The 25525-nt window shown below is 64.6% G+C and carries 25 protein-coding genes; 18 read left to right on the forward strand and 7 right to left on the reverse strand.

Going from position 1 to position 25525, the window contains the following annotated elements:
* The first annotated feature begins 128 nt into the window (after positions 1-128).
* The 3 genes from QM712_RS02000 to QM712_RS02010 all read left to right on the forward strand — a co-directional run bounded on the left by QM712_RS02000 (position 129) and on the right by QM712_RS02010 (position 2626).
* Positions 129-494 carry a response regulator gene (locus tag QM712_RS02000; protein ID WP_007600538.1) on the forward strand — a complete coding sequence of 122 codons (366 nt, stop codon included), beginning with the start codon at positions 129-131 and terminating at the stop codon, positions 492-494.
* Between the two features lie 75 nt (positions 495-569).
* Complete coding sequence (locus QM712_RS02005; RefSeq protein WP_415021356.1) at positions 570-1757, forward strand: protein-glutamate methylesterase/protein-glutamine glutaminase; 1188 nt, start codon at positions 570-572, stop codon at positions 1755-1757.
* Positions 1754-2626 (forward strand): CheR family methyltransferase, encoded by an 873-nt coding sequence (locus tag QM712_RS02010; protein WP_415021357.1) that lies wholly within the window; start codon positions 1754-1756, stop codon positions 2624-2626. The genes QM712_RS02005 and QM712_RS02010 overlap by 4 nt, the downstream gene beginning before the upstream one ends.
* A gap of 45 nt (positions 2627-2671) precedes the next feature.
* Here QM712_RS02010 and QM712_RS02015 read toward each other — a convergent pair whose 3' ends face one another.
* The 4 genes from QM712_RS02015 to QM712_RS02030 all read right to left on the reverse strand — a co-directional run bounded on the left by QM712_RS02015 (position 2672) and on the right by QM712_RS02030 (position 4912).
* The gene (locus QM712_RS02015; RefSeq protein WP_415021358.1) at positions 2672-3832 is read right to left on the reverse strand and encodes a glutathionylspermidine synthase family protein; all 1161 of its coding nucleotides are present in this window, start codon (positions 3830-3832) and stop codon (positions 2672-2674) included.
* A 3-nt stretch (positions 3833-3835) separates the two neighbouring features.
* On the reverse strand, positions 3836-4051 hold the full coding sequence (locus QM712_RS02020) for a hypothetical protein (protein WP_415021359.1): 216 nt from the start codon (positions 4049-4051) through the stop codon (positions 3836-3838).
* A gap of 65 nt (positions 4052-4116) precedes the next feature.
* Positions 4117-4506 carry a hypothetical protein gene (locus QM712_RS02025; protein ID WP_415021360.1) on the reverse strand — a complete coding sequence of 130 codons (390 nt, stop codon included), beginning with the start codon at positions 4504-4506 and terminating at the stop codon, positions 4117-4119.
* 1 nt (position 4507) lies between these two features.
* On the reverse strand, positions 4508-4912 hold the full coding sequence (locus tag QM712_RS02030) for a DUF350 domain-containing protein (RefSeq protein WP_415021361.1): 405 nt from the start codon (positions 4910-4912) through the stop codon (positions 4508-4510).
* Between the two features lie 285 nt (positions 4913-5197).
* Here QM712_RS02030 and QM712_RS02035 point away from each other — a divergent pair, with 285 nt between their 5' ends.
* On the forward strand, positions 5198-7015 hold the full coding sequence (locus tag QM712_RS02035; protein WP_415021362.1) for a CHAT domain-containing tetratricopeptide repeat protein: 1818 nt from the start codon (positions 5198-5200) through the stop codon (positions 7013-7015).
* Positions 7016-7090: 75 nt separating this feature from the next.
* The gene (locus QM712_RS02040; protein WP_415021363.1) at positions 7091-8674 is read left to right on the forward strand and encodes a hypothetical protein; all 1584 of its coding nucleotides are present in this window, start codon (positions 7091-7093) and stop codon (positions 8672-8674) included.
* Positions 8675-8780: 106 nt separating this feature from the next.
* Here the strand turns inward: QM712_RS02040 and ctrA are convergent, their stop codons facing one another.
* Positions 8781-9482 carry a response regulator transcription factor CtrA gene (ctrA, locus tag QM712_RS02045; protein WP_016848562.1) on the reverse strand — a complete coding sequence of 234 codons (702 nt, stop codon included), beginning with the start codon at positions 9480-9482 and terminating at the stop codon, positions 8781-8783.
* A 401-nt stretch (positions 9483-9883) separates the two neighbouring features.
* Here ctrA and fliI point away from each other — a divergent pair, with 401 nt between their 5' ends.
* From fliI to QM712_RS02070, 5 genes are all read left to right on the forward strand, one after another.
* Entirely contained in the window at positions 9884-11209 is a 1326-nt protein-coding gene (gene fliI / locus QM712_RS02050; protein ID WP_415021364.1) for a flagellar protein export ATPase FliI, read from the forward strand.
* Between the two features lie 120 nt (positions 11210-11329).
* Positions 11330-11749: a flagellar export protein FliJ gene (fliJ, locus tag QM712_RS02055; protein ID WP_415021365.1), complete on the forward strand. Its 420-nt coding sequence runs from the start codon at positions 11330-11332 to the stop codon at positions 11747-11749.
* Positions 11750-11969: 220 nt separating this feature from the next.
* Positions 11970-12515: a sigma-70 family RNA polymerase sigma factor gene (locus tag QM712_RS02060; protein WP_415021366.1), complete on the forward strand. Its 546-nt coding sequence runs from the start codon at positions 11970-11972 to the stop codon at positions 12513-12515.
* 36 nt (positions 12516-12551) lie between these two features.
* On the forward strand, positions 12552-13694 hold the full coding sequence (locus tag QM712_RS02065; RefSeq protein WP_415021367.1) for an anti-sigma factor domain-containing protein: 1143 nt from the start codon (positions 12552-12554) through the stop codon (positions 13692-13694).
* A gap of 192 nt (positions 13695-13886) precedes the next feature.
* Positions 13887-14846, forward strand: coding sequence for an AraC family transcriptional regulator (locus QM712_RS02070; protein WP_415021368.1), 960 nt, complete (start codon positions 13887-13889; stop codon positions 14844-14846).
* A gap of 271 nt (positions 14847-15117) precedes the next feature.
* Here QM712_RS02070 and QM712_RS02075 read toward each other — a convergent pair whose 3' ends face one another.
* Both QM712_RS02075 and flhA read right to left on the reverse strand, forming a co-directional pair.
* Entirely contained in the window at positions 15118-15318 is a 201-nt protein-coding gene (locus QM712_RS02075) for a hypothetical protein (RefSeq protein WP_415021369.1), read from the reverse strand.
* Between the two features lie 294 nt (positions 15319-15612).
* On the reverse strand, positions 15613-17754 hold the full coding sequence (gene flhA / locus QM712_RS02080; RefSeq protein ID WP_415021370.1) for a flagellar biosynthesis protein FlhA: 2142 nt from the start codon (positions 17752-17754) through the stop codon (positions 15613-15615).
* 408 nt (positions 17755-18162) lie between these two features.
* Here flhA and QM712_RS02085 point away from each other — a divergent pair, with 408 nt between their 5' ends.
* From QM712_RS02085 to QM712_RS02120, 8 genes are read left to right on the forward strand one after another with little or no spacing between them, the layout of a single operon-like run.
* Positions 18163-18987, forward strand: coding sequence for a GntR family transcriptional regulator (locus QM712_RS02085; RefSeq protein ID WP_415021371.1), 825 nt, complete (start codon positions 18163-18165; stop codon positions 18985-18987).
* A gap of 51 nt (positions 18988-19038) precedes the next feature.
* Entirely contained in the window at positions 19039-20208 is a 1170-nt protein-coding gene (locus QM712_RS02090) for an ABC transporter substrate-binding protein (protein WP_415021372.1), read from the forward strand.
* Between the two features lie 23 nt (positions 20209-20231).
* The gene (locus QM712_RS02095; protein ID WP_415021373.1) at positions 20232-21185 is read left to right on the forward strand and encodes a hypothetical protein; all 954 of its coding nucleotides are present in this window, start codon (positions 20232-20234) and stop codon (positions 21183-21185) included.
* Between the two features lies 1 nt (position 21186).
* Positions 21187-22122, forward strand: a complete 936-nt coding sequence (locus QM712_RS02100) for a hypothetical protein (RefSeq protein WP_415021374.1) — start codon at positions 21187-21189, stop codon at positions 22120-22122.
* Between the two features lie 5 nt (positions 22123-22127).
* On the forward strand, positions 22128-23003 hold the full coding sequence (locus QM712_RS02105) for a branched-chain amino acid ABC transporter permease (RefSeq protein ID WP_415021375.1): 876 nt from the start codon (positions 22128-22130) through the stop codon (positions 23001-23003).
* Between the two features lie 10 nt (positions 23004-23013).
* On the forward strand, positions 23014-24048 hold the full coding sequence (locus QM712_RS02110; RefSeq protein WP_415021376.1) for a branched-chain amino acid ABC transporter permease: 1035 nt from the start codon (positions 23014-23016) through the stop codon (positions 24046-24048).
* The gene (locus QM712_RS02115; RefSeq protein WP_415021377.1) at positions 24045-24818 is read left to right on the forward strand and encodes an ABC transporter ATP-binding protein; all 774 of its coding nucleotides are present in this window, start codon (positions 24045-24047) and stop codon (positions 24816-24818) included. Before QM712_RS02110 ends, QM712_RS02115 begins: the two co-directional genes overlap by 4 nt.
* Positions 24811-25524 (forward strand): ABC transporter ATP-binding protein, encoded by a 714-nt coding sequence (locus tag QM712_RS02120; protein ID WP_415021378.1) that lies wholly within the window; start codon positions 24811-24813, stop codon positions 25522-25524. Before QM712_RS02115 ends, QM712_RS02120 begins: the two co-directional genes overlap by 8 nt.
* Position 25525: the final 1 nt, after the last annotated feature.

Below are 25525 nucleotides of genomic sequence, written 5' to 3' on the forward strand. Positions count from 1 at the left end.
TGGTCGTCCTCGACGTCGATCGCGTCCTCGAACTCGCACCCGAGATGATGGCGGCTTGATACGGCGTGTCGCCGACGGACTTGCAATTGGAAGTGTCCCAGTAAAGGGGACAGGAAGCAGAGGTTCACATGCGAACTTGTCTCGTCGTTGATGATTCCAGCGTCATCCGCAAGGTTGCGCGCCGGATCCTGGAGGGCCTCGACTTCCAGATCCTCGAAGCCGAGGACGGGGAGAAGGCGCTGGAAGCCTGCAAGCGCGGGTTGCCCGACGCAGTGCTGCTCGACTGGAACATGCCGGTCATGGATGGCTACGAGTTTCTCGGCCATCTGCGCCGCATGCCCGGCGGCGACCAGCCCAAGGTCGTGTTCTGCACCACCGAGAACGACGTCGCGCACATTGCGCGCGCGCTGCATGCCGGCGCTAACGAGTACATCATGAAGCCCTTCGACAAGGACATCGTGACGGCGAAATTCCAGGAAGTCGGCTTGATCTGAGCGGGCGACCGGAGGCTGAACGGATCCTTCGGCGTTTGTATTCTACTGAACCGTTCCAGTCTGAGTTGGTGAGTAATGAGTGTTGCGTTCGCAGGTAATTCGACCACGGGCCCGTCGCGGGAAGCGGGACCTCTGCGCGTCATGGTCGTCGATGACTCCGTCGTCATTCGCGGCCTGATCTCGCGCTGGATCGGTGCCGAGCACGACATGGAGGTCGCCGCCTCGCTGCGCACCGGGCTCGAAGCGGTCAACCAGCTCGAACGCATCAATCCCGACGTCGCCGTGCTCGACATCGAAATGCCCGAGCTGGACGGCATCTCGGCGCTGCCGCAACTGCTGGCGAAGAAGCGCGATCTCGTCGTCATCATGGCCTCGACGCTGACCCGGCGCAACGCGGAGATCAGCTTCAAGGCGCTGTCGCTCGGCGCCGCCGACTACATCCCGAAGCCGGAATCGACGCGCGAAGCCTCGGCCGCCGACATCTTCCACCACGACCTGATCCAGAAGATCCGTCATCTCGGCGCGCGGCTCCGCCGCAGAGCCGCCGTCGCAAGCCCGCCGCTTGTGCCGGCGTCTCCGGCGCCGCTCGTGCGCGAAGCCGCGCGGGCTGCTGCGCCGGCGCCGGCCGTGCATGCCGCACCGTCGCTGTCCCTGACCACCCGTCCGTTCTCGCTGCAGGTCCCCAAGGTTCTGCTGATCGGCTCCTCGACCGGCGGTCCGCAGGCACTGATGACGCTGGTGGCGGATCTCGGGCCGGTGATCGATCGCTTCCCGGTGCTGATCACCCAGCACATGCCGCCGACCTTCACCACCATTCTCGCCGAGCATCTGGCGCGTGCGAGCCGGCGGCCGTCAAGTGAAGCGACCGACGGCGAGCCGGTGAAGCCGGGCCGCATCTATCTGGCGCCGGGTGGCAAGCACATGCGCGTCGCGCGCAATGGCATGGACACTGTGATCGCGCTCGACGACGGCCCCGCCGTCAATTTCTGCAAGCCGGCGGTCGATCCGCTCTTCACCTCCGCCATCGACATCTGGCATGGCAACATCCTCTCCGTGATCCTGACGGGCATGGGCTCGGACGGCATGCGCGGCGGCAAGGACATCGTCGCCGCCGGCGGCAGCGTAATCGCGCAGGACGAAGCCACGAGCGTGGTCTGGGGCATGCCTGGCGCCGCCGCGAATGCCGGCATCTGCGCGGCGATCCTGCCGCTCAACCAGATCGCTGCGAAGGTCAACCGCCTGTTCGCGGGAGATCGCGCGTGACGCCCACGGACTACGAATATCTGCGCAAATTCCTGAAGGAGCGCTCGGGTCTCGATCTCTCCGCCGACAAGCAATATCTGGTCGAAAGCCGGCTGCTGCCGCTCGCCCGCAGGACGAGCCTGTCCGGCATTCCGGATCTCGTGCAGAAGATCCGGAACGGGAATGGCCGCCTCGCGACCGACGTTGTCGAGGCGATGACCACTAACGAGACCTTCTTCTACCGCGACAAGATCCCGTTCGATCATCTGCGTGATACGATCCTGCCGGGCCTGATCCAGGCACGCGCGGCACGCAAGTCGCTGCGCATCTGGTCCGCGGCGTCCTCGACCGGGCAGGAGCCCTATTCGATCGCGATGTGCATCAAGGAGATGGGTGCGGCCTTCGCCGGCTGGCGCATCGAGATCGTCGCCACGGACCTGTCGCAGGAGGTGCTGGAGAAATCGAAGGCGGGTGTCTACAGCCAGTTCGAGGTGCAGCGCGGCCTGCCGATCCAGCATCTGGTCCGATACTTCACGCAATCAGGCGAGATCTGGCAGCTCAATGCCGACATCCGCTCCATGGTGCAGTTCCGCCAGCTCAACCTGCTGCAGGATTTCTCGCATCTCGGCACGTTCGACGTGATCTTCTGCCGCAACGTGCTGATCTATTTCGACCAGGACACCAAGGCCGTGATCTTCGAGCGGATGGCGAGAAGCCTGGAGGCCGACGGCACGCTGCTGCTCGGTGCGGCAGAATCCGTGGTCGGCATCACCGACGCCTTCCGTCCCATGACCGACCGCCGCGGTCTCTACCAGCTCAATACCGCGCGGTCCGGCCGGCCGATGGGCGGGCTGATGCCGCAGCCGCTGAAGATCGTCGCCGCGCGGTGAGCGCGCTTCTTCTCGCACCAGAGAGATGAAGCAAAGCAGACTTTCTCACACGATCGCATGCGGCAGAAACCGCGAGCCGTTGCCGGTGATCGGGCTCTCGTCTTCGCGGATCGACAGTCCGCAGGGCTCGTGGTTCACCAGCCAGCTTCCCACCACGGGATAGAATCCTGAAAAGTTCGGCAATGGCGACAGCGCCTGCCGCACGAATCCCTCGGCACCGTAAGGACCTTCCTGCGTGTCGAGCGGCACGCCGCCCGAGACCAGGGTGACGTTGGCGCCCTCACGCGACAGCAGCGGCTTGCGCACATAGGAGCTGCCGAGTTCGGCCGAACGGGGATCATCCTCGAAGAAGGCCGGCAGCAGATTGGGGTGATTGGGAAACATCTCCCACAGCAGCGGCAGGATGCCCTTGTTGGAGAGAACGGCCTTCCAGGGCGGCTCGATCCAGCGGGTCGGCGCCTCGGCCAGCTTGGCGCCGAAGGCGTCGTGGAACATCCATTCCCAGGGGTACAGTTTGAACGCAAGCGCGATGTCGCGGTCGTCGAGGTCGACGAACCCGCCGGCCTCGTCGCGCCAGCCGATCTCTTCGATATCGAGCAGCGAGGTCGCAAGTCCGGCCTGCCGCGCCGTGTCTTCGAGATAGGCGAGCGTGCCGGCATCTTCCTCGTTGCCGGTGGTGCCGGTCAGATGCAGATGGCTGCCCGCAGCGATCATCTTCCAGGCTTCGATCAGCCGTTCGTGGATCGAGTTGAACTGATCGGCGCGCGCGGGGATGATGCGCCTTTCGATCGCCTGTTCGAGCCACGTCCATTGAAACACCGCGGCCTCGAAGATCGAGGTCGGCGTATCCGCATTGTATTCGAGCAGCTTGGCCGGCGTCCTGCCGTCGAACGTGAGGTCGAGCCGGCCGTACAGGCTGCGATCGTCGCGCTCCCAACTCGCGGCGATCAGATCCCAGAACGCGTCCGGAATCCTCAGCCGCCGCAACTGGCGTTCGTCGCCGATCACGCGGCCGGCAAGCTCGAGGCACATCGCGTCGATCTCGCCGGTCGGTGCCTCGATCCCGCGCTCGATCTCGTCGAGCGTGAAGGCATAATAGGCCCGTTCGTCCCAATAGCGTTCGCCGTCGATCGTGTGGAAATCGAAGCCGCACTGTTCGGCGGTCTGCCGCCAGTCCTCGCGTTCGGGGCAGGAGATGCGCTGCATTGCTCAGCCGCCGCCGTGACCATGGCCGCTGCGGCCGTGCATGTCATGCAGCGTGCCGCCGAAGCCGCCATAGGCCGGGCGGCAACCGGGCCTGCCGTCGATGCCGGGAGCGGCCTCGAGGCCGCCGCAGGGCCGTTCGCGCTTCACGAACCCCAGCGAGACCGCGCTGACCGCGGCGCTTCCCATCAGGGTGAGCACTACCCGTCGCGAGCGTTTCATGTCGTTTCCTCCTGTGGCCTACCTAAGCAGACCGATGCGCGGCATTGAATTCAAAATGTCGCGTTTCAGCCGCCGCTCGAGAAGGCATGGGCAAAGGCGCCAAAGCCGCCGCGCATGATGCCGCCCGAGCCGGACTCTGATGAGGAGCCGGACGAGGAATGGCTGCCGGAGTCGCTGCTGAAGAAGCTCGATCGCGACGACCAGTGCGAGCCTCCGCCCGACGAACTGCGGCCGCTGCTGCAGGCGGTGTTCGCCTGTGCCGGCGTCGTTGCGCCGGCCGGAGGCGGATCGCAATTCTGTCGCGGCATGAGCGCGTAGGCAGTGGTTCCGACCGCGATGGTGCCCATCACCAGGAGCGCGACATGGCCGGAACGCTTCACCGGCTCTTGCGGCGGTGGCGGCATCGGGAGCGGCCGGCGCTTGCCGAAGTCCTTGGTGGGAGGCTTCTCCGCCATGTCAGTAGATCATGCAGGCGGCATTCAGCAGCCCGGCGGCGAGCGAGGACAGGCCGAGCCAGATCGCCGGCGCAAGTTCGCCGGCGGCGATCCGCGCCGACAAATTGGGCACCGGGACCTTGACGAGATAGAACACGACGACCTGGACGATCAGCGCGATCGCGGCCCAGATCAGGCAGTCCAGCACGCTGGCGGCATGCGCGATCGCGCTGACCAGCGGCGCCACGAAGCCGAGCAGGCTGAGCCCGAGGGCAATCGCCGCCGCAGGATCGTTGTCGCGGATGAGCTGGAACTCGTTGTGCGGGGTGATGCGGGTGTAGACGAACAGATACGCCACGATGGCGATCAGCCCGGTGCAGAAATAGACCAGGAAAGCGGGAAGGCCGGCGAGGGATTGCAGAATCATGAGGGGGTCCGACGGTTGCCACGACAATTCTGGCACGATCGCTTGGTCGCCGCACCGGCCGGATCAGTTCGATCCCCAACCACGAAAGCGCCGGCGGGCCGCGGGCATAGAGGACAAATAATCGGGCAATGTGAGACATGCCTCACAAATGCGCCTAGAGGTTGCGTGTGATAGTCGCGGTGCGCCCCTACCCGTTGTCAAGGCGCGCGTGGCCCGTCGCAGCGGACCCGTCGAATTTGAGGGAATTTTCGTTCAAATCAGATTTCCGGTTGAGTGAGGCTCAAAATGCCTGTTGCCGAATACGAAGATTTCGAGCTCGAGATCGGCTCAGATCTGCCGGTAGGCGGCGGTCCGCAGCAATATTACGGCCGTGTCGTCAGGTCGCCGGCCGGCGAGGCGCCGAAGAGTCAGGTGAAGTTCTGGTTCTCCGCGCCCGGCGAACTGGCCAAACTGCGGGGCGAGTTGGAAAGCGCCGTTCTCGAGATCGACGAGAAGAACCGCCAGGGGCCGACCACGCGGGGCGAGCAGGTGTTGCGGGATTTCGGGCGCGGCGTGTTCCGCAGCGTCTTCACCGAGGTCCCATCGATCCAGCGGATCTACGAGCGCAGCAAGGGCGCGGCACAGGACCTCAGGATCAAGCTGCGTATCGAGGCGGCCGAGCTTGCCGGGCTGCCCTGGGAATATCTCTACGACGAAGACGACATGCCCGGCTTCGTCAGTCTGACGCGCCCCATCGTGCGGTATCTCGAGACGGCCGGCAGCGTCGGCCGGATGGGCGTCAAGGGGCCGCTGCGGATCCTCGGCATGATTGCAGATCCCTCCACCAGCGAGTGGCCGAAGCTGAACGTCGTCAAGGAGCGTGACCGCATCAACAGGGGCATCGATGCGCTCCAGCACGAAGGCAAGGTCGATTTCCAGTGGGTCCCCGGCGGCACCGGCAAGGACCTGATGAAGAAGCTTCTCGAAGGAGAATGGCACATCTTCCATTTCATCGGCCATGGCGGGGTCGAGGAAGCCTCGCCCGGCGCCGGTGCCAGCGGCTTCGTCGTCATGGTCGACGAGGACGGCAAGCCGGTGAAGAAGTTCGCCTCCGATCTCGCGATGATGCTGACGGGCGCGCGCCGGAGCCTTCGTCTGATCGTGCTCAATTGCTGCGAGAGCGCCAGGATCAATGTCGGCGACCGGTTCGGCAATCCGGCGATCGGGCTGATGAAGACGGGGTGGCTGCCCGCCGTGGTGGCGATGCAGTTCCCCATCACCGACAATGCCGCGATCTCGATGTCGGAAGGATTCTATGCCGCGCTGGCCGGCAACCGTCCCATCGACGATGCCGTGACGCTGGCGCGAAAATTCATCCAGGAGAAATCGCGGGTGGAATGGGGCATTCCCGTTCTCTACATGCGGTCGACCGACGGACGGATATTCGACGTCGAAACGCCGCAGTTGCCGGCGAATCCGCCGGACGACACGCGCCCCTCGAAGGAGGCGCTGCGGCAGCGGCGCGACGAATTCCTGCGGATGCTTGACTTCCCGCCCGCCACGATCGAGGCGCTGGAGGAACTGACCCGAAAGGGACAGGAACTGCATGGCCTGCTTGCAGACGACAACGAGCTCTCGGTCCGTCTCGCGAAGGTCTATTTCGACCTCGGGACGCTCCAGCACAAGCAGAAGCAGATTCCGAAGGCCGCGGCCAGCTTCGCCTACATGCTGAAGCTCGACCCGACGAGGCCGGAATATTCGGTGCGCCGCGCCAATTTCAACGTGACCATCGGACTCTACGAGAATGCGCTGACCGATATCGCAGAGGCGATCAGGCTCAAGCCGGACAACCCCGAATTCTACTGGATCAAGGGCATCGTCAGCATGACGGCGGCCGGCACCGACGACAAGCGCGGCTATCTGGAGGAGGCCATCAAGGCTTTCAGCACGGCCGTCGCGACGAAGCCGGACGAACTGAAATATCTGGTGTCGCGCGCCAACGCCTATGCGCAGATCAAGGACATGGCGAAGGCGCAGAACGACATGGACAGCGCGATCGCGATCGCGCCCGACAACATCGACCTGCTGATCCAGAAGGCCAAGCTGGTCGCCCAGGCCGCGTAAGTCTCACAAGGACGACCGGATGCCGTGGCGTCGGGTGCGTCTCCCATCAGCGAACCCTAGCGATAGGAGTTCACCGTGTCGCTCGCCAATGTCGTCGACCCCCTGAATGCGATCTTCGAGTCCTTCGGCGGGCCGCTTCTCGTGGTTCTGTTCTACTGGTTCAGGTTTCACACGCTCAAGGGCACGCGTTCGTTCACGACGAGGCCGTTGTTCGCGTTCGGCGTCGCCGTCTTCATCGCGCCGTTCCTGGTCGTGTACGCCGTCCTTCCCGAACGACTGTCGCCGATTGCCGCGATCTGGCTGTTGATGTTCGCGTGGCTCATTCCGGTCCTCCCGGCGGCGTGGCGAAGGTTTTGCCAGGAGCTGGCGGGTATCCCCGTCAGCGCATATGCGCTGCGCGACGCGCTCGCCGCATCGCCCTTCCAGGTCCATCCGGACGACATGCCGAGCCTTCAACGCAAGCTCTCCCGGATCGGCTACCAGATCGACGATTTCCGTGCCGTGCAATCGACCGCCATACAGTCGCGCTTCCTGAAGATTTCCGCCCTCATGCTCCATCTCGAACGCTGGACCGCCGACGGCGAGGCCTTCATGGAGCGCAATGCCGATCTCTGCGCGGAGCTTCTCGCAAGTTACGACGCCATGTGTTTCCGGACCGTCCGCGTGCTCAGGAGCAGTGCCGAGATCTACGGCGCGATCATGGAGGACAGCCAGGTCGAGCCCAACGACTGGCAGGCGCTCGATTCGCTGTCGACCCGCCACAGCGCGGTCAGCCAGTTGCAACTGGCGGCCCAGACCGCAGCCGGATGCATGCTGGAGGATCTGCGCAAGGACATGGATTCCCTGCTCAACAACCTTCTCCTCGTCGCCGTGCGCGCCGCCCTTGCCGGCGAATGGACTCTCGCCCGCAGCAAGCGAAGGCTGGGAGCGATCGGCTTCGCTCTCGATCCGACGTCGCCGGGCATCCTGAAGTTCGTGGGAATCGTGGCGGCCTTCACGTTCGGCTGGTCCCTGCTGTGGTTGCTCGGATCGGGGAAGATCGTTCACATTCCCGGCGATCAATCCGTCGGTGTGCTGCGGACGTTGCTGGTGACGCCGCTCTATTTCATCGTGAACTTCTGGCTGGTCTATTATTTCAAGCGGCACTACGCGTTCGCGAACGAGACCATCTTCGGCCGGCTCCCGGTGGGATTCATCCTCTCGGTCGGCCTCTGCAGCGCGCTCATCTTCCTTCCGATCCAGGCGGCATTCGACTTCTATCAGTTTCCGCGAAGGCCCTATGTCGACGTGGTCTTGCACGGGCTGCCGCTGCTGATCTTTCCCTGGGGCATCGGCGCGATGACGGCCCTGCTGGTGCAGGATTCGACCTGGGGCAGGCGGTCGAGGCAGACGCGGCAGATGAGGGACGGACTAGCCTTCGGTGGCGGCATGACGGTGATGTTGTGGGTGCTGCTTGCCATCCAGCAGGTGATCCACATGCCGGTGATGGAGATCGTCGACCTCGTTTCCGGATGGGCGTTCTTCGCGTCCTTCGTGCTACCGACCTTCGCGCTCGGGTTCATCATCGGCTACGCGATGATCGGACGGTTGCGCGAGGCGGCCGCGCGGTGCGCGGTCAGAAGCCCGGTCCTGGTCAGCCCGTCGCTCGCCAGCGCCTGAGCGGGCAGGGCATGAGCGGCCTGACGTAGCCCCAAAAACAAAACCCCGCCGTTGACGGCGGGGTTTGGTCGAGGGCGAGCCCTCGGGCTCGCCAAACGGAAGCTGATCAGGCGGGGATGCGCTCGTCGGCCTCGTGCGGCTCGCGCAGCACGTAGCCACGGCCCCACACGGTCTCGATGAAGTTGCGGCCCTCGGAGGCGTTGGCGAGCTTCTTGCGGAGCTTGCAGATGAAGACGTCGATGATCTTCAACTCCGGCTCGTCCATGCCGCCGTAGAGATGGTTGAGGAACATTTCCTTGGTGAGCGTCGTGCCCTTGCGCAGGCTCAGCAGCTCCAGCATCTGATATTCCTTGCCGGTCAGATGCACGCGCTGGCCGCCGACTTCCACCGTCTTGGTGTCGAGGTTGACGACGAGGTCACCGGTCTGGATGACCGATTGGGCATGGCCCTTGGAGCGGCGCACGATCGCGTGGATGCGGGCCACCAGCTCATCTTTGTGGAAGGGCTTGGTCATGTAGTCGTCGGCGCCGACGCCGAGACCCTTGACCTTGTCCTCGATGCCGGCGAGGCCGGAGAGGATCAGGATCGGTGTCTTGATCTTGGAGACCCGGAGCTGCTTGAGCACGTCGTAGCCGGACATGTCGGGCAGATTGAGGTCGAGGAGAATAATGTCGTAATCGTATAACTTACCGAGATCGACGCCCTCTTCCCCCAGGTCGGTCGTGTAGACGTTGAAGCTCTCAGACTTCAGCATCAGCTCGATCGACTGCGCGACGGCGCTGTCATCTTCAATCAGCAAAACGCGCATGCCAGTTCCCCATAGTCGCCGCTCCTGGGCGTCAGGTCGGCCGCATTCGCGGCACTCAACAAAACGCCTTTGAACAACTGATTCGGATCCTGACGACAGATGGTTAACAAAATCTGATTCTGGAACGCAAGTCCCACCGGTGCAATTTTTGTCGAATCGCCCTAAGGTCTTGCGCGTGAAGCAGCTTTCGTTATCCGGCTCCGTTCAAGTTCCACTTTAAGAGGCGGCGCTAACCGACTCCCGCGACTCAGCCTTCTTCTGAAGGGGAGTCACGCTCAGTCACAAAGACAGTGACGCAATGATTAATGATGCGGGTAAACACGAAGTTAAGCGCCGTTCAGAAATATGGCGAAACTTAAGGTTTTCGCCATGAAGGCTGGGATCGTGAGGGTGCGCCAGTCATGAAGGCTCTTGCCGAACAGATCGGCGACATCGACGGCGTCAACATATATGGCCGCGTGGTCGGTGTCCGCGGGCTCATGGTCGAAGTGGCCGGACCGATTCATGCGATGTCGGTGGGCGCTCGGCTCGTGATCGAGACCGGTGCGAACCGTTCGATTCCCTGCGAGGTGATCGGCTTCTCCGGCAACAATGCGGTCGTCATGCCGTTCGCGGGACTCGATGGCGTGCGCCGCGGCTGCAAGGCCGTGATCGCCAATGCCGCCAACCAGGTGCGGCCGTCGCAGGCCTGGCTCGGCCGCGTCGTCAATGCCCTGGGCGAGCCGATCGACGGCAAGGGTCCGTTGGCGCAGGGCGCCTCGCCGATGCCGTTCCGCAATGCGCCGCCGCCGGCACATTCGCGCAAGCGCGTCGGCGAGCCGCTCGATCTCGGCGTGCGCGCGATGAACACCTTCCTCACCTGCTGCCGCGGCCAGCGCATGGGCATTTTCGCAGGCTCCGGCGTCGGCAAATCGGTGCTGCTGTCGATGCTCGCGCGCAACGTCGATGCCGATGTCAGCGTCATCGGGTTGATCGGCGAACGCGGCCGCGAGGTGCAGGAATTCCTGCAGGACGATCTCGGCGAGGAGGGATTGGCGCGCTCCGTGGTGGTAGTCGCAACCTCCGACGAGCCCGCCCTGATGCGGCGCCAGGCCGCGTATCTGACGCTCGCTGTCGCCGAATATTTTCGCGACGAAGACAAGGGCGTCCTCTGTTTGATGGACTCGGTGACGCGCTTCGCCATGGCGCAGCGCGAGATCGGCCTGTCCGCCGGCGAGCCGCCGACCGCCAAGGGCTACACGCCGACCGTCTTCACCGAGCTGCCGAAACTCTTGGAGCGGGCCGGCCCGGGCCTTGGTGAGGGCGCCATCACCGCGATCTTCACCGTGCTGGTCGACGGCGACGATCACAACGAGCCGATCGCCGATGCCGTCCGCGGCATCCTCGACGGCCACATCGTGATGCAGCGATCGATCGCCGAGCGTGGCCGCTATCCTGCCATCAACATCCTGAAATCGGTCTCCCGCACCATGCCGAAATCGGCCGATCCGCAGTTCTGGCCAACCATCCAGCGGGCGCGTCAGGTGATGGCGACCTATGCCGACATGGAGGAGTTGATCCGTCTCGGCGCCTACCGGGCCGGTTCCAGCCCCGAGGTCGACGAGGCGATCCGGCTCCACGAGCCCCTGGAAGCCTTCCTACGGCAGCGCAAGGACGAAAGTGCATCGCTTGCGGACGGCTACCGCCAGTTGGCGCATATCCTCGGCAATTTGGAAACGGAACGCTAACTTTGTCAGGTCATCATCCGACCCCACAGAGTAGAGAAGCCGATCGGGGCCTAGTGGGGCCCGTGGGGAGATCGGTGTTGTCCCACGTGCAGCCAGGGGACTTCTGGGGAGTACGAGTCGATGAAGTCACGTGATACGCTCATCCGCCTGAAGAAATTTCAGGTCGACGAGAAGCGCCGCAGGGTCACCCAGATCGAGACCATGATCGCCGACTTCCAGCGGATGTCGGTCGATCTCGAGCGCGAGATCCAGACCGAGCAGGAACGCGCCGGGATCAACGATCCCTCGCACTTTGCCTACCCGACCTATGCCAAGGCGGCGATCCAGCGCCGCGAGAATCTGACCCGCTCGGCCGACGAACTGAGGGGCCAGCTCGAGGAAGCCAAGGCCGCGCTCGCCGAGGCCTTCGAGGAGCTCAAGAAGGTCGAACTGCTGGATGAACGCGATCAGGCGCGCGAACGGGCCGAGGAAAACGCCCGCGAGCAGGCCGATCTCGACAGCATCGGCCTGATGCGCGCCCGCATGGGCGCCATCGCCTAGGGCGCAGTCCGCGCCAGACCGCCGAGAATTTTGCGAACCCGGGCCGCGAGGCCCGGGTTTTCGCATTTGCTGTGCACAGTGTGACCCCGCGCCCCTTGGTGACGGGCTTTGCCACGCGCTATGGTGGCGAGGATGAACATCGTGCCAGCGACGGCGGTGTCACCTCTCCGTTGCGAGAGATGATGGGACAGGCGACACGGCCGCGCGTCGAGGGGGCTGAATGCTGACGCCAGCAGAGCTGGTCGGGCTGATCGAGGCAGTGGCGGCGGGCGATCAGGGCGCGTTCGAGCGTCTCTACGTGGCCACGCGCGCGAAACTCTATGGCGTCGTGCTCCGTATCTTGCGTCGGCAGGATCTCGCAGAGGAGGTCATTCAGGAGACCTACGTCAAGGTCTGGCGCAGCGCTGGCCAGTTCAATCCCGCTCTGTCGTCGCCGATCACGTGGATGGTGTCGATCGCGCGCAACCGCGCCATCGACATCGTGCGCAGGAAGACGGAAGCCTCTCTGGAGGACGAGCCGCAGGCGATGGAAGTCGCCGCGGACAGCCCCGATCCTCTCGCGCGCAGGGAGATGACCGAGGAGTTGAAGCGGCTTCTGGAATGCATCGGCCGGCTGGAGCCGGATCGTCAGCGGCTCGTGCTTCTCGCCTATTACAACGGCTGGAGCCGCGAGCAACTGGCGGAGAAATTCGCAGCGCCCGTCAACACGGTGAAGACGTGGCTGCGGCGCAGCATGCTGGATATCCGGCAATGTCTCGGACTGTGAGGGCCGGATCATGAGGATGGCTTTGGACTGTAACTGATGGCCTACACTGAGGACCATATCGCGCTCGCCGCGGAATATGCGCTCGGCACGCTTGATGCCGAAGAGCGCGCACAGGCCGAGACCATGATGGCGGTGGACGAGGAGTTCGCCGCGATCGTGCGGGCCTGGGGATTCCGGCTCGGCGTCCTCAACCAGATGGTCGGCTCGGTCGAACCGCGGCCGATCGTTTGGGAAAACATCAGGTCGGAGATCGCGCGCACCATCGTCAGCGAGGATACGGCGGCGCTGCCCGAGGTCTCCGTGCTACCAACTCCGTCTGTGTCCGAGCTCTCTCCACCGGAAATTCCTGCGCACGAACCCGCACCGCAGGAAACGCAGCCATCGGAGCAAGTTCGTTCTGAGCCGGTGCAGTCCGAGTCGATCCAGCCTGGACCGCAGCAGCCTGAGGCAGCGCAGCCGGAGGCCGTGCAGGGCACGCCGGAGCAGGCAGCACCCCGGCAGCTCGAGCCCGACGCCATTCCGGACCTCGCACCGCAATTCATTCCGCAGGTTCACGCGCCGGACCTTCAGGTCACGCGCGCGCCTCAGGCACCGGTCATCGACACCGGCAACGTGATCCGTCTGGAGGGCCGCGTGAAGCGCTGGCGGGGCATCGCATCCGCCGCCGGCGCGCTCGCGGCCGCGTTGCTCGTGACGTTGTCGCTCCAGATCTTCCAGCCCGATGCGCTGCCCGGCGCATTGCGCCCCGCACCGCGCGTCCAGACGGTCGAGGTGAAGACGCAGGCGGCGCCGCTTGCCGCGGCCGCACAATACGTGGCGTTGCTGCAGGGGCAGGGCGGTGGCCCCGCCTTCATCCTCACCATCGATGGTGCGACGCGGAATTTCACCGTGCGCAAAGTCGGTGCGGCGCCGCAGCCCGGCAAGAGCTTCGAACTCTGGCTGATTTCCGACAAGCTGCCGCGCCCGCGCTCTCTCGGCGTGATCGGCGCGAACGATTTCACCGCGCGTCCGCTGCTCGCTTCCTACGATGCCGATGTCGTCAACGGCGCGACCTATGCCGTCACCGTCGAGCAGGCCGGCGGCTCACCAGATGGCCAGCCGACCTCGGCGCCGGTGTTTTCCGGCAAGCTGATTGAAACCGTGCCGCCGTCTCAGTCGCAGGTTCCGGCGAAGAAGTAGCCATTGCGCCTCACTCGCTGCGCCGCCTGCGAAGCGCGGAACTCTGTCGCCACGGTCTGCATTCTGGTCGCATTTCGACAAGTCTGGCCAAATTTGCCCTTGATTTGAACCTCTTGGCGATTTGCCGCGTCAAATGGCCGGACTTTGAAAGTCGGCGCCGCACGTTGCGGTGCCACGGAGGGCAGACATCAGATGGATGCAGCGAAGACGCCGGGCATCTTCATTCACCAATATGCGGGGCTCCCGCACGGTCCGGCATTCGAGCATTGGCGTGACAGGGCCTGCGGACCCTGTGGCCTCGATATCGGGCCGAGCCATGGCGACAGCATAGACTGCCGGCTCCAGATCAGCGTGGTCGGCAATATCGCGCTCGCCGTTCCCGAGGGTGCCTCGGCGCAATATTCGCGCACGCAGAGCGGCCTTGCCGACGGCAACGACGACCTGATGCTGATAGCGGCGCATGCGGGTCTCGTTCGCGTCAGGCAGAACGGTCACAGCATCGAGCTTGCCCCGTCGCAGATGATGCTGGCCGACATGAGCGTCACCGGCACCGTGGGCCACAGCGACGAGGACCGTTTCACCACCATTCGCATGCCCCGCCGCGCGCTGCTCGAGATTCATCCGCGCGCTGAGGACAAGCTGTCGCAGGTGCTCTCCGACGGCGCGGTCGCCGAGACGATCTTCCGCTATCACGCGCTTGCCGCCAACCAGGCGCCGCATCTGGACGCCCTCGGCCAGCGCCTGACCGCGCAGCACATGGTCGATCTCGTCGGCCTCCTGCTCGGCACCGATGCGGAGCATGCGAGTCTGGCGCGTGGCCGTGGACATGCGGCAGCCCGGCTCGACATCATGCGCGCCGATGTCATGGCCGCGCTCGGGCGCAATGATCTCTGCCTTGCCGAAATCGCCACGCGTTCGGGCCTGAGCCCGCGTCAGGCGCAGCGGCTGTTCGAGCAGGCCGGTACGACGTTCACGGAATTCGTCCTGGAACAACGCCTGCTGCTGGCGCGAAAGCTGCTCGGCGATCCTCGCGCCAAGGCGCGCAAGATCAGCGACATCGCGCATTCGTCCGGGTTCTCGGATCTGTCCTACTTCAACCGCGCCTTCCGCAAGCGCTTCGGTGCGACGCCGTCGGAACTGCGCGAGGCGTGAACCGCACGAGTGGCGTCTTCATCGCGAGAGCAGCGAAGCAACCAGGATCTGTCCTACCGCGAAGGCTTGGATTGCTTTGCTGTGCTCGCAACGACGCTGCAATCATTCCGGCGCGTCGCACCCGATTGCATACCCCAGACATGAGAAAGCGCCCGTGGGGGGCGGGCGCTTTCTGTAGTCGACTTGGGGTTGGGGTCGTCTACATATCCACGTGGCGACTTTGGGGGGCTGGTAAAGAGCCGCGTGAATTCCTGAAACTCGTCAAAACTCCTTAGCGAACGAGCGATGCGTTCGAGCTGGTGATAACAACCGGCTTGCCGGCCTTGATGACGCGAGCCGTCTGGGTCAGGCCGTCGTCGGACACCGAACGTGCCGTGATGCCGAGACCCGCCACCGCGATCCCTGCAACCAGGGCCACGACCACGATCTTGAGGTGGGTCGAGCGATCTGCGCTGTAGATCGAGTGGTTCATGGAAGGCTCCTGCCGCCATCTACCGAAAGTAGTCGCCACCCCGTTCGGGCAGGTTCATGCTTCCGATGCCCAACAACCTAGTATTGGGAGGATTCGTTCCCAAGGGGCTATCACAAGAGCGTGAAAGAACTTGAACGGCCGCGATCAAAGGCGGCCGGGAATCGTTCAATTATATAACTATTTCAAATATGTAATGTGCCTATGGATTGGGTTTCGGAGTGTCTGGCAGGGAAGGGCTCGAAGTTCAAAAACCATTTGCATGTGGCTGAAAAACACACGGCTTCTTAAGGCAAATCAGATGCTTCCGACCGTTTTCAACCTCGCCCTGGGGTGGATTTCCGCCTGCGACAGGACGGTCGTCTGAGCGCGGAACCGTTCGACCAGGGAGCGGACGAAGGGACGAATTGCCGCAGAAGTCACCAGCACCGGGGCCTCTCCTTCCCGGGCGGCCCGCTCGAAGGCGTCGCGCACGGCGGTCATGAACTCCGACAGTTTCGAGGGTTGCATCGCGAGGCTGCGCTCCTCGCCCTGGCCGATAATGGATTCGGCGAAGGCCTGTTCCCACCGGGCCGACAGAGCGATCAGAGGCAGATAGCCGTTGTAGGAGGTGTTCTGCGCACAGATCTGCCGCGCCAGCCGGGCACGCACGTGTTCGACCATGGTGGTTGGGTTGCGCGAGAAGGCCAGCGAGTCCGCGATGCCTTCGAGGATCGTCGAGAGGTCGCGGATCGAGATACGTTCGGCGAGCAGCAATTGCAGCACGCGCTGGATGCCGGAGACCGTGACCTGCGCGGGCACGATGTCCTTGACCAGTTCGCTCTGCTCCTTCGGCAATTCCTTGAGCAGCTTCTGCACTTCGCCATAGGAGAGCAGGTCCGACATGTTGGCCTTGAGCAGCTCGGTGAGATGGGTCGAGAGCACGGTCGCGGCGTCGACGACGGTGTAGCCCTTGAGCGAGGCCTCTTCCTTGAGGCTGGCATCGACCCAGGTCGCGGGCAGGCCGAAGGTGGGCTCGGTGGTGTGGATGCCGGGCACCTGAACCTGGCTGCCGCCGGGGTCCATGACCATGAACTGGTTCGGCCAGATCTTGCCGGTGCCGGCGTCGACCTCCTTGATCTTGATGATGTAGGTGTTGGCCTCGAGCTGGACGTTGTCGAGGATGCGGACCGCCGGCATCACGAAGCCCATCTCGATCGCGAGCGAGCGACGGAGCGCCTTGATCTGCTCGGTCAGGCGGTCGGTACCGTCGGGGCCGTTGACGAGCGGGAGAAGCGCATAGCCGAGCTCGATCTTGAGGTCGTCGATCTTGAGCGCCGCCGAGATCGGCTCCTCGGCAGCCGCGGCTCCCGGCGCGCCGGGCGTTCCCGGTGCGGGAGCGGCCTTGGCGGCTTCCTCGGCCTTGACGGCCACGCGCTTGTGGTTGCGCGCCTGCCAGGCGAGCGCGCCGGCGCCGGCGCCGAGCGCGAGGAAAGGGATGGTCGGGATGCCCGGCAGCACCGCCAGAACCAGCATGACGGCGGAGGACATCGCCAGCGCCTGCGGATAGCCGGAAAACTGCTTCATCAGCGCCTTGTCGGCCGCGCCCGAGACGCCGGCCTTGGAGACGAGCAGGCCGGCCGCGGTCGAGACGATCAGTGCCGGCACCTGAGTGACGAGGCCGTCGCCGACGGTCAGGAGCGTGTAGCTGCGGCCGGCATCGGCAAACGACAGTCCCTGCTGCGCGACGCCGATGATCATGCCGCCGACGATGTTGATGAAGACGATGAGGAGGCCGGCGATGGCGTCACCGCGAACGAACTTCGAGGCACCGTCCATGGCGCCGAAGAAGCCGCTCTCGTCCTCCAGAGCCTTGCGCCGTTCCTTGGCGACCTTCTCGTCGATCAGGCCGGCCGAAAGATCGGCGTCGATCGCCATCTGCTTGCCGGGCATGGCGTCGAGGTGGAAGCGCGCGGCGACCTCGGCGATACGGCCCGAACCCTTGGTGATGACGACGAAGTTGACGATGATCAGGATGGCGAAGACGATGATGCCGATGACGAAATTGCCGCCCATCACGAAGCTGCCGAACGCCTCGATGACGTGACCGGCCGCATCCGTGCCCTCGTGCCCATGCGACAGGATCAGGCGGGTCGAGGCCATGTTCAGCGACAGCCTCAGCATGGTCGAGATCAGCAGGATGGTCGGGAAGGCGGAGAATTCCAGCGGGGCCTGAATGAACAGCGATGTCATCAGGATCAGGATCGACAGCGTGATCGAGATCGCCAGGAACAGGTCCAGCACGATCGCGGGCAGCGGCAGGATCAGCACCACCAGGATGGTGAGAACGCCGAGTGCCAGCGCGATGTCGCCGCGCTTGAGAATGTTGGCGATCTCGGCGAGTGAGGGGATGCTGGGCTTTGCGCCGCCTACGCCTTGTCCCGCGGTGACGTCGACCATCGTTGCTGCCTCCCCGCGTGACCGCCGTCCGCGCGCCCCAAACGTCTGCGCGGCGGCCGATGGGCCGCCGTTCCGAAAGTGAGGCACCGCACTGGCGTCCACGGGATCTCCCGTTCTACGCGGCCGACGACACTCGACTTCACCCGGCAATTTTTGCCCGGTGTATGGTTAGCAAAGGGTTAACGGAGGGTGCGGCAGGAGGTCGGACCGGAGTGTTTCGGTCCCGAAAAAACCTGACGTCGAAGGGCGATGCGCCCCAGCGTCGCCGACCTCACCCGCATCGTGGCCGGTCTTGTCTGTCACAAAGTGCCGCAGGATCGATCAGATGTTGGCGAAAATTTCCGCTTGCGTGATTGTATGCTTAGGCAGACAATCATCCAATCTGAAGCCGACGATGCGGTTGGTGTGATGCAGGACGTGAGTGACAACGTGCTGGTTCCGGAAGCGGATTGGGCCAATCCGCCGCTCGATCGCACTTCGCCGCTTCCGCTCTATGCTCAGATAAAACAACGGCTTATCGGCTCGATCCTGCGCTGGCAGCACCCGGATCGCCGCTTCTTCTCGGACGAGCAATTGTGCGAGATGTTCTGCGTCAGCCGGGACACCGTGCGCCAGGCGCTCTCCGAACTCGTGCGTGAAGGCATGCTGACCCGGAGCCGGGGGCTCGGCACCTTCGTTGCCGTCCGCAAGCTCGAAGAGCGGTTTGGCCCGGGCATGGATTTCATGCGGCAGTGGGAAGCCGCCGGCACGCCGATCCAGCCGACGCTTCTGGTGTTCGAGCGATGCAACGCCGATGAGCAGATCGCCGCCGCGCTCGAAGTCGAGGTCGGTACGCGGGTTCTGTTCATCAAGCGCACCCGCGCCGCCGCGCGCGTGCCAGTCGCCATCGACTATCGCTACTTCCCGGCTGACCTCGTCGCCGACTGGGACGAGAGTGCGGCTCTCGCCTCACCGCTGCATCTGCTGTGGCGGCGCGTCGAGCTGCGCGCCGGCGATTTCGGCATCGAGGCGGGCATCGCCGGTCCCGAGGAAGTCGAATACCTGCATCTGACGGCTGGTGCGCCGGTGCTGACTCGGACGCTGCGCTATCGCGACGCGAGCGGCCGTCTCGTGCTGGCCGGCCATACCGTCCATCGCGGCGATCTCGTGCGCTACTCGCTCAGCGTGCCGCTGTCGCGCGACGGCAGGGCGCCGGCCGGCGAGATCGACAAGAGCGGCGTGCATGACGATTGAACGAGGGGCAACGGTACGCCGTGAGGCGTCCTTTTTGAGGGGAGGGATATCGTGAACTTTGATCGGCGCAATTTCCTGCAACTGATGGGCGGCACGGCGTTGGCCGCAACGGGCGCGCGAACCGGCTGGGCGGCGGACGAGCCGCTTCGCGTCGGCTCGATCCTCTCGGTCACCGGCCCCGCCGCGTTTCTCGGCGAGGACATGAAGGCGGGCCTTCAGCTCGCCGTCGACGAGATCAATGCCGCCGGCGGGATCGGCGGCCGCAAGATCGCCTGGACCTTCTATGATGCGGAAAGCCAGACCCAGAAAGCGATCTCCGCGACGCGGCGGCTCATCAGCCAGGACAAGGTCCAGCTCATTCTCAGCGGCGGCAACATGAGCGGCATCGCGCTCGCGATGGCGCCGATGGCGGAATCCGCCAGCATTCCCTTCATCTCCAGCGAGGGCGCGCTCGCCATCGTCACGCCGGTCGCCGAGCGCAAATTCGTCTTCAAGAGCACGGTCGACGACGAGGACGTGCTCGAACGCATCGCCGATTACTTCGCCAAGAAGAACATCAAGAAAGTGGCGCTGATCGCGGACACCAGCGGCTTCGGCCAGGGCGCGGTCTCGCAGATGAAGAAGGTCGGGCCCCGCCGCAACCTCGACGTCTCCTATGAGTCGTTCGATCCGGCCGACACCGACATGATGCCGCAGCTTACGCGTATTCGCGACAGCGGGGCGGAAGCGATCATCTGCTGGACCGTCACGCCGGCCGGCGTGGTGTTCCTCAAGCAGGCGCAGCAACTCGGCCTCGACAGCCGCACCCTGGTCCACAGCTACGGCTTCGTGTCGTCGCATTACATGACGCTGGCCGGCGATGCGGCCAAATCGGTGCTGCTCGCGAGCCTGAAATTCCCCGTGGGCGACCAGCTCCCCGACAGCGATCCGCTCAAGGCCGGCATTCTGCGCCTGTTCCGCTCCTATCAGGAGCGCTTCAATCGCGCGGCCAGCCTCTATGCGGCCGAGTCCTACGATGCCGCGATGCTGGCGAAGGAAGCGCTGAGCAAGGTCGGCGGCGACATTTCCAAGCTCCCGCAGGGCATGGAGCAGGTCAAGAATTTCGCGGGCATGAGCGGCGTCTTCAACTTCTCGCCGGAACGCCACTCGGGCCTGTCGAAGAAGGACATCGTGCTGATCAACTGGCGCGACGGCCGTTTCAATCTCGCCGATTACGAGTGATCCCGAACAGGAAGGAGAATGCCATGGCGCTCTCGCATGATATGTCGGAAGAGCAGACTTTCGAACTGGTGCAGTCCCTGCTTGATGCACCCGAAAGCCGTTTCCCGCTGACCTTCAATTCGGACCTGCCGCGGATTCGCGAGCTGTTTCACGCCGCGACGCGGAACCAGTGGGATCCGAAGACGGACGTGGACTGGGATCAGCTCAAGCCCGAAAGCTACACGGAAGAGCAGCGCTATGCCGCGCGGCTCTACTGGAGCCGCCGCGCCTGGAGTGAATACGGCGCGATCTCCGAGAGCCCGTCGCTGCAGCTTCGCTTCGGCCTGGAAAACCGTCCCTCTGACATGCAGCTCTTCTTCACCATCCGGTCGCAGGAGGAGGCGCGTCACGCCGAGGTCTGCCACACCATGGCGGAGAAGCTCGGCGGCTACATCGAAAAGCCGGTGCAGCAATTGTTCGAAGGATCGGTGTCGACCCATGGCGTGCGCCGCGCGACGCTGAATGCGGAGGTGCCGCTCGAAGGCATCATCGCGGCGCTGGTCTGCACTGCCGAGGAAATTGCCTTCGACGTGTTCAAGCATCTGGACGATGTCACGCGTGATCCGGTCGCCAGGCAGGTCGTTCGCTTCATCATGCGCGACGAATCGCGCCATTGCGCCTTCGGCTGGTATTTCCTGGAGGCGATCTGCGAGACGCTCACGCCGGATCAGAAGAAGATGATCGAGAACTCGGTCATCACCATGATGGAGAAGGTCGAGCTCAACGGGTATCACTCGAGCTGGCTGGCGCCGGAGAACCCGGCTTCGCGCGCCGAAGTGGAAGCCGATCGCATCACCTACGAAGCAGGCTTGGGTTCGACGGTGGAAGAGGCCGAGAAGCCGGTCTTCGTCGCCACGGTGCAGCGCATCCGTGAGCAGATGAAGCCGCTCGGAATCAATCTGCCGCCCTTCCATCACGACAAGCTCGGGACGATCTGACGTGCAGAGGGTCATGCATCAGGTCAAGCCGACCTTGCCGCCGTCGCGGCTGCTGGTCGAGCGGCGCTTTCCGCTCGAGATGAACGTCACGCTCCCGGAGATCCGGGAGCTTTACGACACCGGCAAGGCGGGGCGCTGGAATCCGCTCCGCGACGTCGACTGGAAGTCGCTCGACACCTCGCAATATGACGAGCCGGCGCGGCAGGCGGCACGACGCACCTGGAGCCGCCGGCTCTGGGTCGAAGCGACCGGCCTCACCGAGACGCCCGCGCTCCTGATGCGCTTTTGCATGGAAGTCGGCCGCGAGATCGACCCGAAATTCTACCTCACGGTCCGCAACACGGAAGAGGCCTGGCATGTCGAGTGTTTCGACAGGCTGGCCGAGGCGTTCGGCGGCCGGATTGCGGCACCGGCCGACCCGGCCTATGAGGCGACGTTCAACCGCAATCTGCACCGCCGGGCGATGGACGCGGGACAGAATCTCGACAGCTACGTGGCGTCTTTCGCCGCGTTCGAGGACGGTCTCGAGCTCGAACTGTGCCGCACCTGGCGCAGCCATTCCACCAATTCCGCCGTCATCGCCGTGCTCGATCGCGTGATCGTCGACAAGGAGCGCCACGCGGCGTTCGGCTGGCTCTACCTTGCCTCGCGCGCAACGGATTGGAGCGCGAAGGATCGTGCGCTGATCGCGGACGAATTGGCCGCCCATGTTCGGGAGACCGAGTTGAAGGGCTATCATTGCCCCTGGCTCGCGCCGGAGCACGCCGCGGCCGAGGCCGAAGCCGATGCGCTGACGGCATCCTCGGGGCTCGGCGGCGCGCCGCGCGCCGCGGAGGAGGACACGCTCGTGAACTACACCGCGAATGCGCGGGCGAAGCTCGCGGAACTGGGAGTTACGTTGCCGCTGTTCGAATCCAACCGCATGCGGGCTTTCTGAACACCATGACGACCGCCATCCTTCAACTGCTCGTCGCCGGTATCGGCACCGGCAGCATTTACGCCCTGATCGCACTCGGCTTCAACGTCGTGTTCAAGAGCACGGGCGCGATGAATTTCGCGCAAGGCGAATGGGTGGTGATGGGCGGCATGATCTCGGCGCTGCTGTTCGCGGCGACGAGCAATATCGCGCTCGCCTGCATCCTGGCGGTGGCGATCGCGATTCTCGTCGGTATCGTGTCGGAGCGGCTGGTGATCTGGCCTTTGCGCCGGCCCAACACCTTGCTCATCACGCTCGTCAGCATCGGGCTTGCGATCTGCACACGCAGCCTCATCATGCTCGTGCTCGGCAAGAAGCCGGTCGGCTATCCCGGTTTCTCGCAGGTCTCGACGCTGGTCGTGGGCGGCGTCACCGTGCAGACCCAGACGTTGTGGATCATCGGCCTGACGGTCGCTTTCCTGATCGCGATGCACCTGTTCTTCGAGCGCAGCATGCTGGGCAAGGCATTGCGCGCGGCCGCCGCCGATCGCGATGCGGCGGCGATCGTCGGGGTGCGTGTCGAAACCACGGTCATGCTTTCCTTCGCGATCGCGGCCCTCGCCGGCGCTCTGGCGGGCGCCATCATCACGCCCTTGACGCTCTCCTCCTACGATCAGGGCGCGATGTTCGGCTTCAAGGGCTTCAGCGCGGCGATGCTCGGTGGCGTCGGCAGTCTGCCCGGCGCAGTCGTCGGCGGCATCGCTCTCGGCCTGCTCGAGGCCTTCGGCAGCTTCTACATCTCCTCCGACTTCAAGGATGCGATCGCCTTCACGGTGCTGCTGCTCATCCTGTTCGTGCGCCCCTCGGGGCTGCTCGGGCGCGCCGACGTGGTCAAGGTCTGAGCCGATGGTGATGGCGCGCGTAAAACCCGCATCGCTGCCGCCGTCTCCGGTCGAGGCGGCCTCGTGTCCGGAGGCGCGCTCGCCCCGCAGCGTCGCCTTGCGCCTGTCGGATCATCGCCTGCTGCTGATCGTCTGGCTCGTGCTGCTTGTTGTGCCGGTCGTTGCGCCCAACGCCTATTTCGTCTCGCTCGCCAACATGATGTTGATCAACCTCATCCTGATTGCGAGCCTCAACCTGTTGATGGGCTATGGCGGCCAGATCTCGCTCGGTCACGCCGGCTTCTACGGACTCGGCGCTTATGTCAGCGGTGTGCTCGGCGTGAAATTAGGGCTGAGCGCCTGGATCGGCCTGCCTGCAGCGGCGCTGCTCACCGGGCTCGCCGCGCTGATCATCGGCATTCCGGCACTGCGCCTGCGCGGGCTCTATCTGTCGATGGCGACGCTCGGATGGAACGCCATTCTGGTGGTGCTGTTCAACCGGCTGATCGACGTGACCGGCGGCCCGAACGGACTTCTCGGGGTGCGTCCCTTCGCATTCGGAGGCTTCGCGCTCGACAGTGACGTGCGGCAGTTTCCGCTGGTCTGGCTGGTCTCGCTGCTGGTGATGGTTGCGATCCTCAACCTGCTGGGTTCGCGGATCGGCCGTGCCCTGCGCGCTGTCGCGACCAACGAGCTCGGGGCCGATGCCGTCGGCATCGACAGCTTCCGTACGAAGCTTCTGGTCTTCGTGCTCTCCGCCGGCATGGCCGGAATTGCCGGTAGCCTCTATGTCCACGTCAATCAGTTTGCCTCGCCCGAGACGTTCAGCGTCTCCAACTCCATCCTGCTGGTGGTGATGGTCGCGATCGGAGGCAGCGGCCTGTTCTGGGGGCCCGTTTTCGGTGCGCTGATCTACACAGCCGTTCCTCAACTCCTGCTCGAGTATGAGGATGCCGAGTTGATGCTGTTCGGTCTCGCAATGCTGGTCGTGCTGATCGCATCGCCGTCCGGTATCGCGGGATTGCCGGTGGTGTTCCGCCGCTGGCTGTCGAGGAGGCGGTCATGACGCCGCCTCTGCTGCGCACGGACACGCTGAACTGCTATTTCCACGGCCTGCGCGCCGTCGCCGATCTCAGCTTCGAGGTCAGGCCGGGCGAGATCAAGGCGGTGATCGGGCCGAACGGGGCGGGCAAGAGCACGCTGTTCAACATGATTGCCGGCGTGACCCGTCCCACCTCGGGCCAGATATTCTTCGACGGCGTTCGCATCGACGGGATGCCGACCTTTCGCCGCGCCAGGCTCGGTATCGCCCGCACCTTCCAGAATCTCCAGATCTTCCGCGACATGACCGTGCTCGAGAACGTCATGACCGGGTGCCACATGCAGGGACGCGCGGGCGTCATCGGCGCGCTGCTGCACGGCCCGTCGCTGCGTGCGGAGAACCGGGCGATGGCGGACAAGGCGATGGAGCTGCTGGCGCGCTTCGAACTCGACGGCAAGGCGGACGTCCTCGCCGGCGATCTCGGCTTCGGCCAGATGAAGGTGCTGGAGCTCGCGCGCGCGCTTGCGAGCGAGCCGCGGTTGCTCCTGCTCGACGAGCCGGCCGCCGGCCTGCCGCAGGCGGAAGCCGAGCACATCGGCAACATCATCTCTGCGCTCAATCGCGACGGCATGACGGTGCTGCTGGTCGAGCACAACATGCGCATGGTGATGTCGCTCTCGCACGACATCCTCGTGCTCAACAACGGCATGCGGATCGCCGAAGGCGATGCCGACAGCGTTCGCCGCCATCCGGACGTGCTGGCTGCCTATCTCGGGGAGGGCGAGCATGCTTGAGGTCGAAGGGTTGTCGGCGGGCTATGGCCACGTCTCCGTGCTGCACGATATTTCGTTGCGCGTGGAGGCCGGGCAGTCGGTCTGCCTGATCGGGGCCAACGGCGCCGGCAAGACCACGCTGCTGCGCTGTCTCGCCGGGCTGCTGCGGCCGAGCAGCGGTCGCATCCGTGTCGAAGGCAACGACATCGCGGGGCGGTCGGCGTCGGCCCGGCTCGATTTCGGCGTGACGCTGGTCCCGGAGGGGCGCCGTGTCTTCGCGCCGATGAGTGTCCGCGAGAATCTCGAAATGGGCGCCTTCCGCCGCCTCTGGCCGCGGCGTGACCGCAAGGTCGAAGCCGACATGGACGCCGTGTTCGACATGTTCCCGCGGCTGCGCGAGCGGCAGAGTCAGCCGGCCGGGCTGCTTTCCGGCGGTGAACAGCAGATGCTGGCGATCGGGCGCGCGCTGATGTCGCGGCCGCGGCTGCTGCTGCTCGACGAGCCCTCCATGGGACTGGCGCCGCGCGTCGTGCAGGACATCTTCGCCATCATCCGGAAACTCAACCAGCAGGGCATCTCGATTCTACTCGCCGAGCAGAACGCCAACATGGCGCTGCAGAGCGCCGCCCGGGGCTACGTCATCGCGGAAGGCGAGATCGTGCGCGAGGCGGAAACCGCAACGCTTGCGCGCGATCCGATCGTGCGCACCGCCTATCTCGGACTCTGAT

It is taken from the genome of Bradyrhizobium sp. (genome assembly GCF_047605465.1).
GTDB lineage: Bacteria > Pseudomonadota > Alphaproteobacteria > Rhizobiales > Xanthobacteraceae > Bradyrhizobium.

What these genes read in the sequence shown, in the direction of transcription:
- QM712_RS02000 (WP_007600538.1), top strand. Translation starts at nt 129, where the DNA reads ATGCGAACTTGTCTCGTCGTTGATGATTCCAGCGTCATCCGCAAGGTT.
- QM712_RS02005 (WP_415021356.1), top strand. Translation starts at nt 570, where the DNA reads ATGAGTGTTGCGTTCGCAGGTAATTCGACCACGGGCCCGTCGCGGGAA.
- QM712_RS02015 (WP_415021358.1), bottom strand. Translation starts at nt 3,832, where the DNA reads ATGCAGCGCATCTCCTGCCCCGAACGCGAGGACTGGCGGCAGACCGCC.
- QM712_RS02020 (WP_415021359.1), bottom strand. Translation starts at nt 4,051, where the DNA reads ATGAAACGCTCGCGACGGGTAGTGCTCACCCTGATGGGAAGCGCCGCG.
- QM712_RS02025 (WP_415021360.1), bottom strand. Translation starts at nt 4,506, where the DNA reads ATGGCGGAGAAGCCTCCCACCAAGGACTTCGGCAAGCGCCGGCCGCTC.
- QM712_RS02030 (WP_415021361.1), bottom strand. Translation starts at nt 4,912, where the DNA reads ATGATTCTGCAATCCCTCGCCGGCCTTCCCGCTTTCCTGGTCTATTTC.
- QM712_RS02035 (WP_415021362.1), top strand. Translation starts at nt 5,198, where the DNA reads ATGCCTGTTGCCGAATACGAAGATTTCGAGCTCGAGATCGGCTCAGAT.
- ctrA (WP_016848562.1), bottom strand. Translation starts at nt 9,482, where the DNA reads ATGCGCGTTTTGCTGATTGAAGATGACAGCGCCGTCGCGCAGTCGATC.
- fliI (WP_415021364.1), top strand. Translation starts at nt 9,884, where the DNA reads ATGAAGGCTCTTGCCGAACAGATCGGCGACATCGACGGCGTCAACATA.
- fliJ (WP_415021365.1), top strand. Translation starts at nt 11,330, where the DNA reads ATGAAGTCACGTGATACGCTCATCCGCCTGAAGAAATTTCAGGTCGAC.
- QM712_RS02060 (WP_415021366.1), top strand. Translation starts at nt 11,970, where the DNA reads ATGCTGACGCCAGCAGAGCTGGTCGGGCTGATCGAGGCAGTGGCGGCG.
- QM712_RS02065 (WP_415021367.1), top strand. Translation starts at nt 12,552, where the DNA reads ATGGCCTACACTGAGGACCATATCGCGCTCGCCGCGGAATATGCGCTC.
- QM712_RS02070 (WP_415021368.1), top strand. Translation starts at nt 13,887, where the DNA reads ATGGATGCAGCGAAGACGCCGGGCATCTTCATTCACCAATATGCGGGG.
- QM712_RS02075 (WP_415021369.1), bottom strand. Translation starts at nt 15,318, where the DNA reads ATGAACCACTCGATCTACAGCGCAGATCGCTCGACCCACCTCAAGATC.
- flhA (WP_415021370.1), bottom strand. Translation starts at nt 17,754, where the DNA reads ATGGTCGACGTCACCGCGGGACAAGGCGTAGGCGGCGCAAAGCCCAGC.
- QM712_RS02085 (WP_415021371.1), top strand. Translation starts at nt 18,163, where the DNA reads ATGCAGGACGTGAGTGACAACGTGCTGGTTCCGGAAGCGGATTGGGCC.
- QM712_RS02095 (WP_415021373.1), top strand. Translation starts at nt 20,232, where the DNA reads ATGGCGCTCTCGCATGATATGTCGGAAGAGCAGACTTTCGAACTGGTG.
- QM712_RS02105 (WP_415021375.1), top strand. Translation starts at nt 22,128, where the DNA reads ATGACGACCGCCATCCTTCAACTGCTCGTCGCCGGTATCGGCACCGGC.
- QM712_RS02110 (WP_415021376.1), top strand. Translation starts at nt 23,014, where the DNA reads ATGGCGCGCGTAAAACCCGCATCGCTGCCGCCGTCTCCGGTCGAGGCG.
- QM712_RS02115 (WP_415021377.1), top strand. Translation starts at nt 24,045, where the DNA reads ATGACGCCGCCTCTGCTGCGCACGGACACGCTGAACTGCTATTTCCAC.
- QM712_RS02120 (WP_415021378.1), top strand. Translation starts at nt 24,811, where the DNA reads ATGCTTGAGGTCGAAGGGTTGTCGGCGGGCTATGGCCACGTCTCCGTG.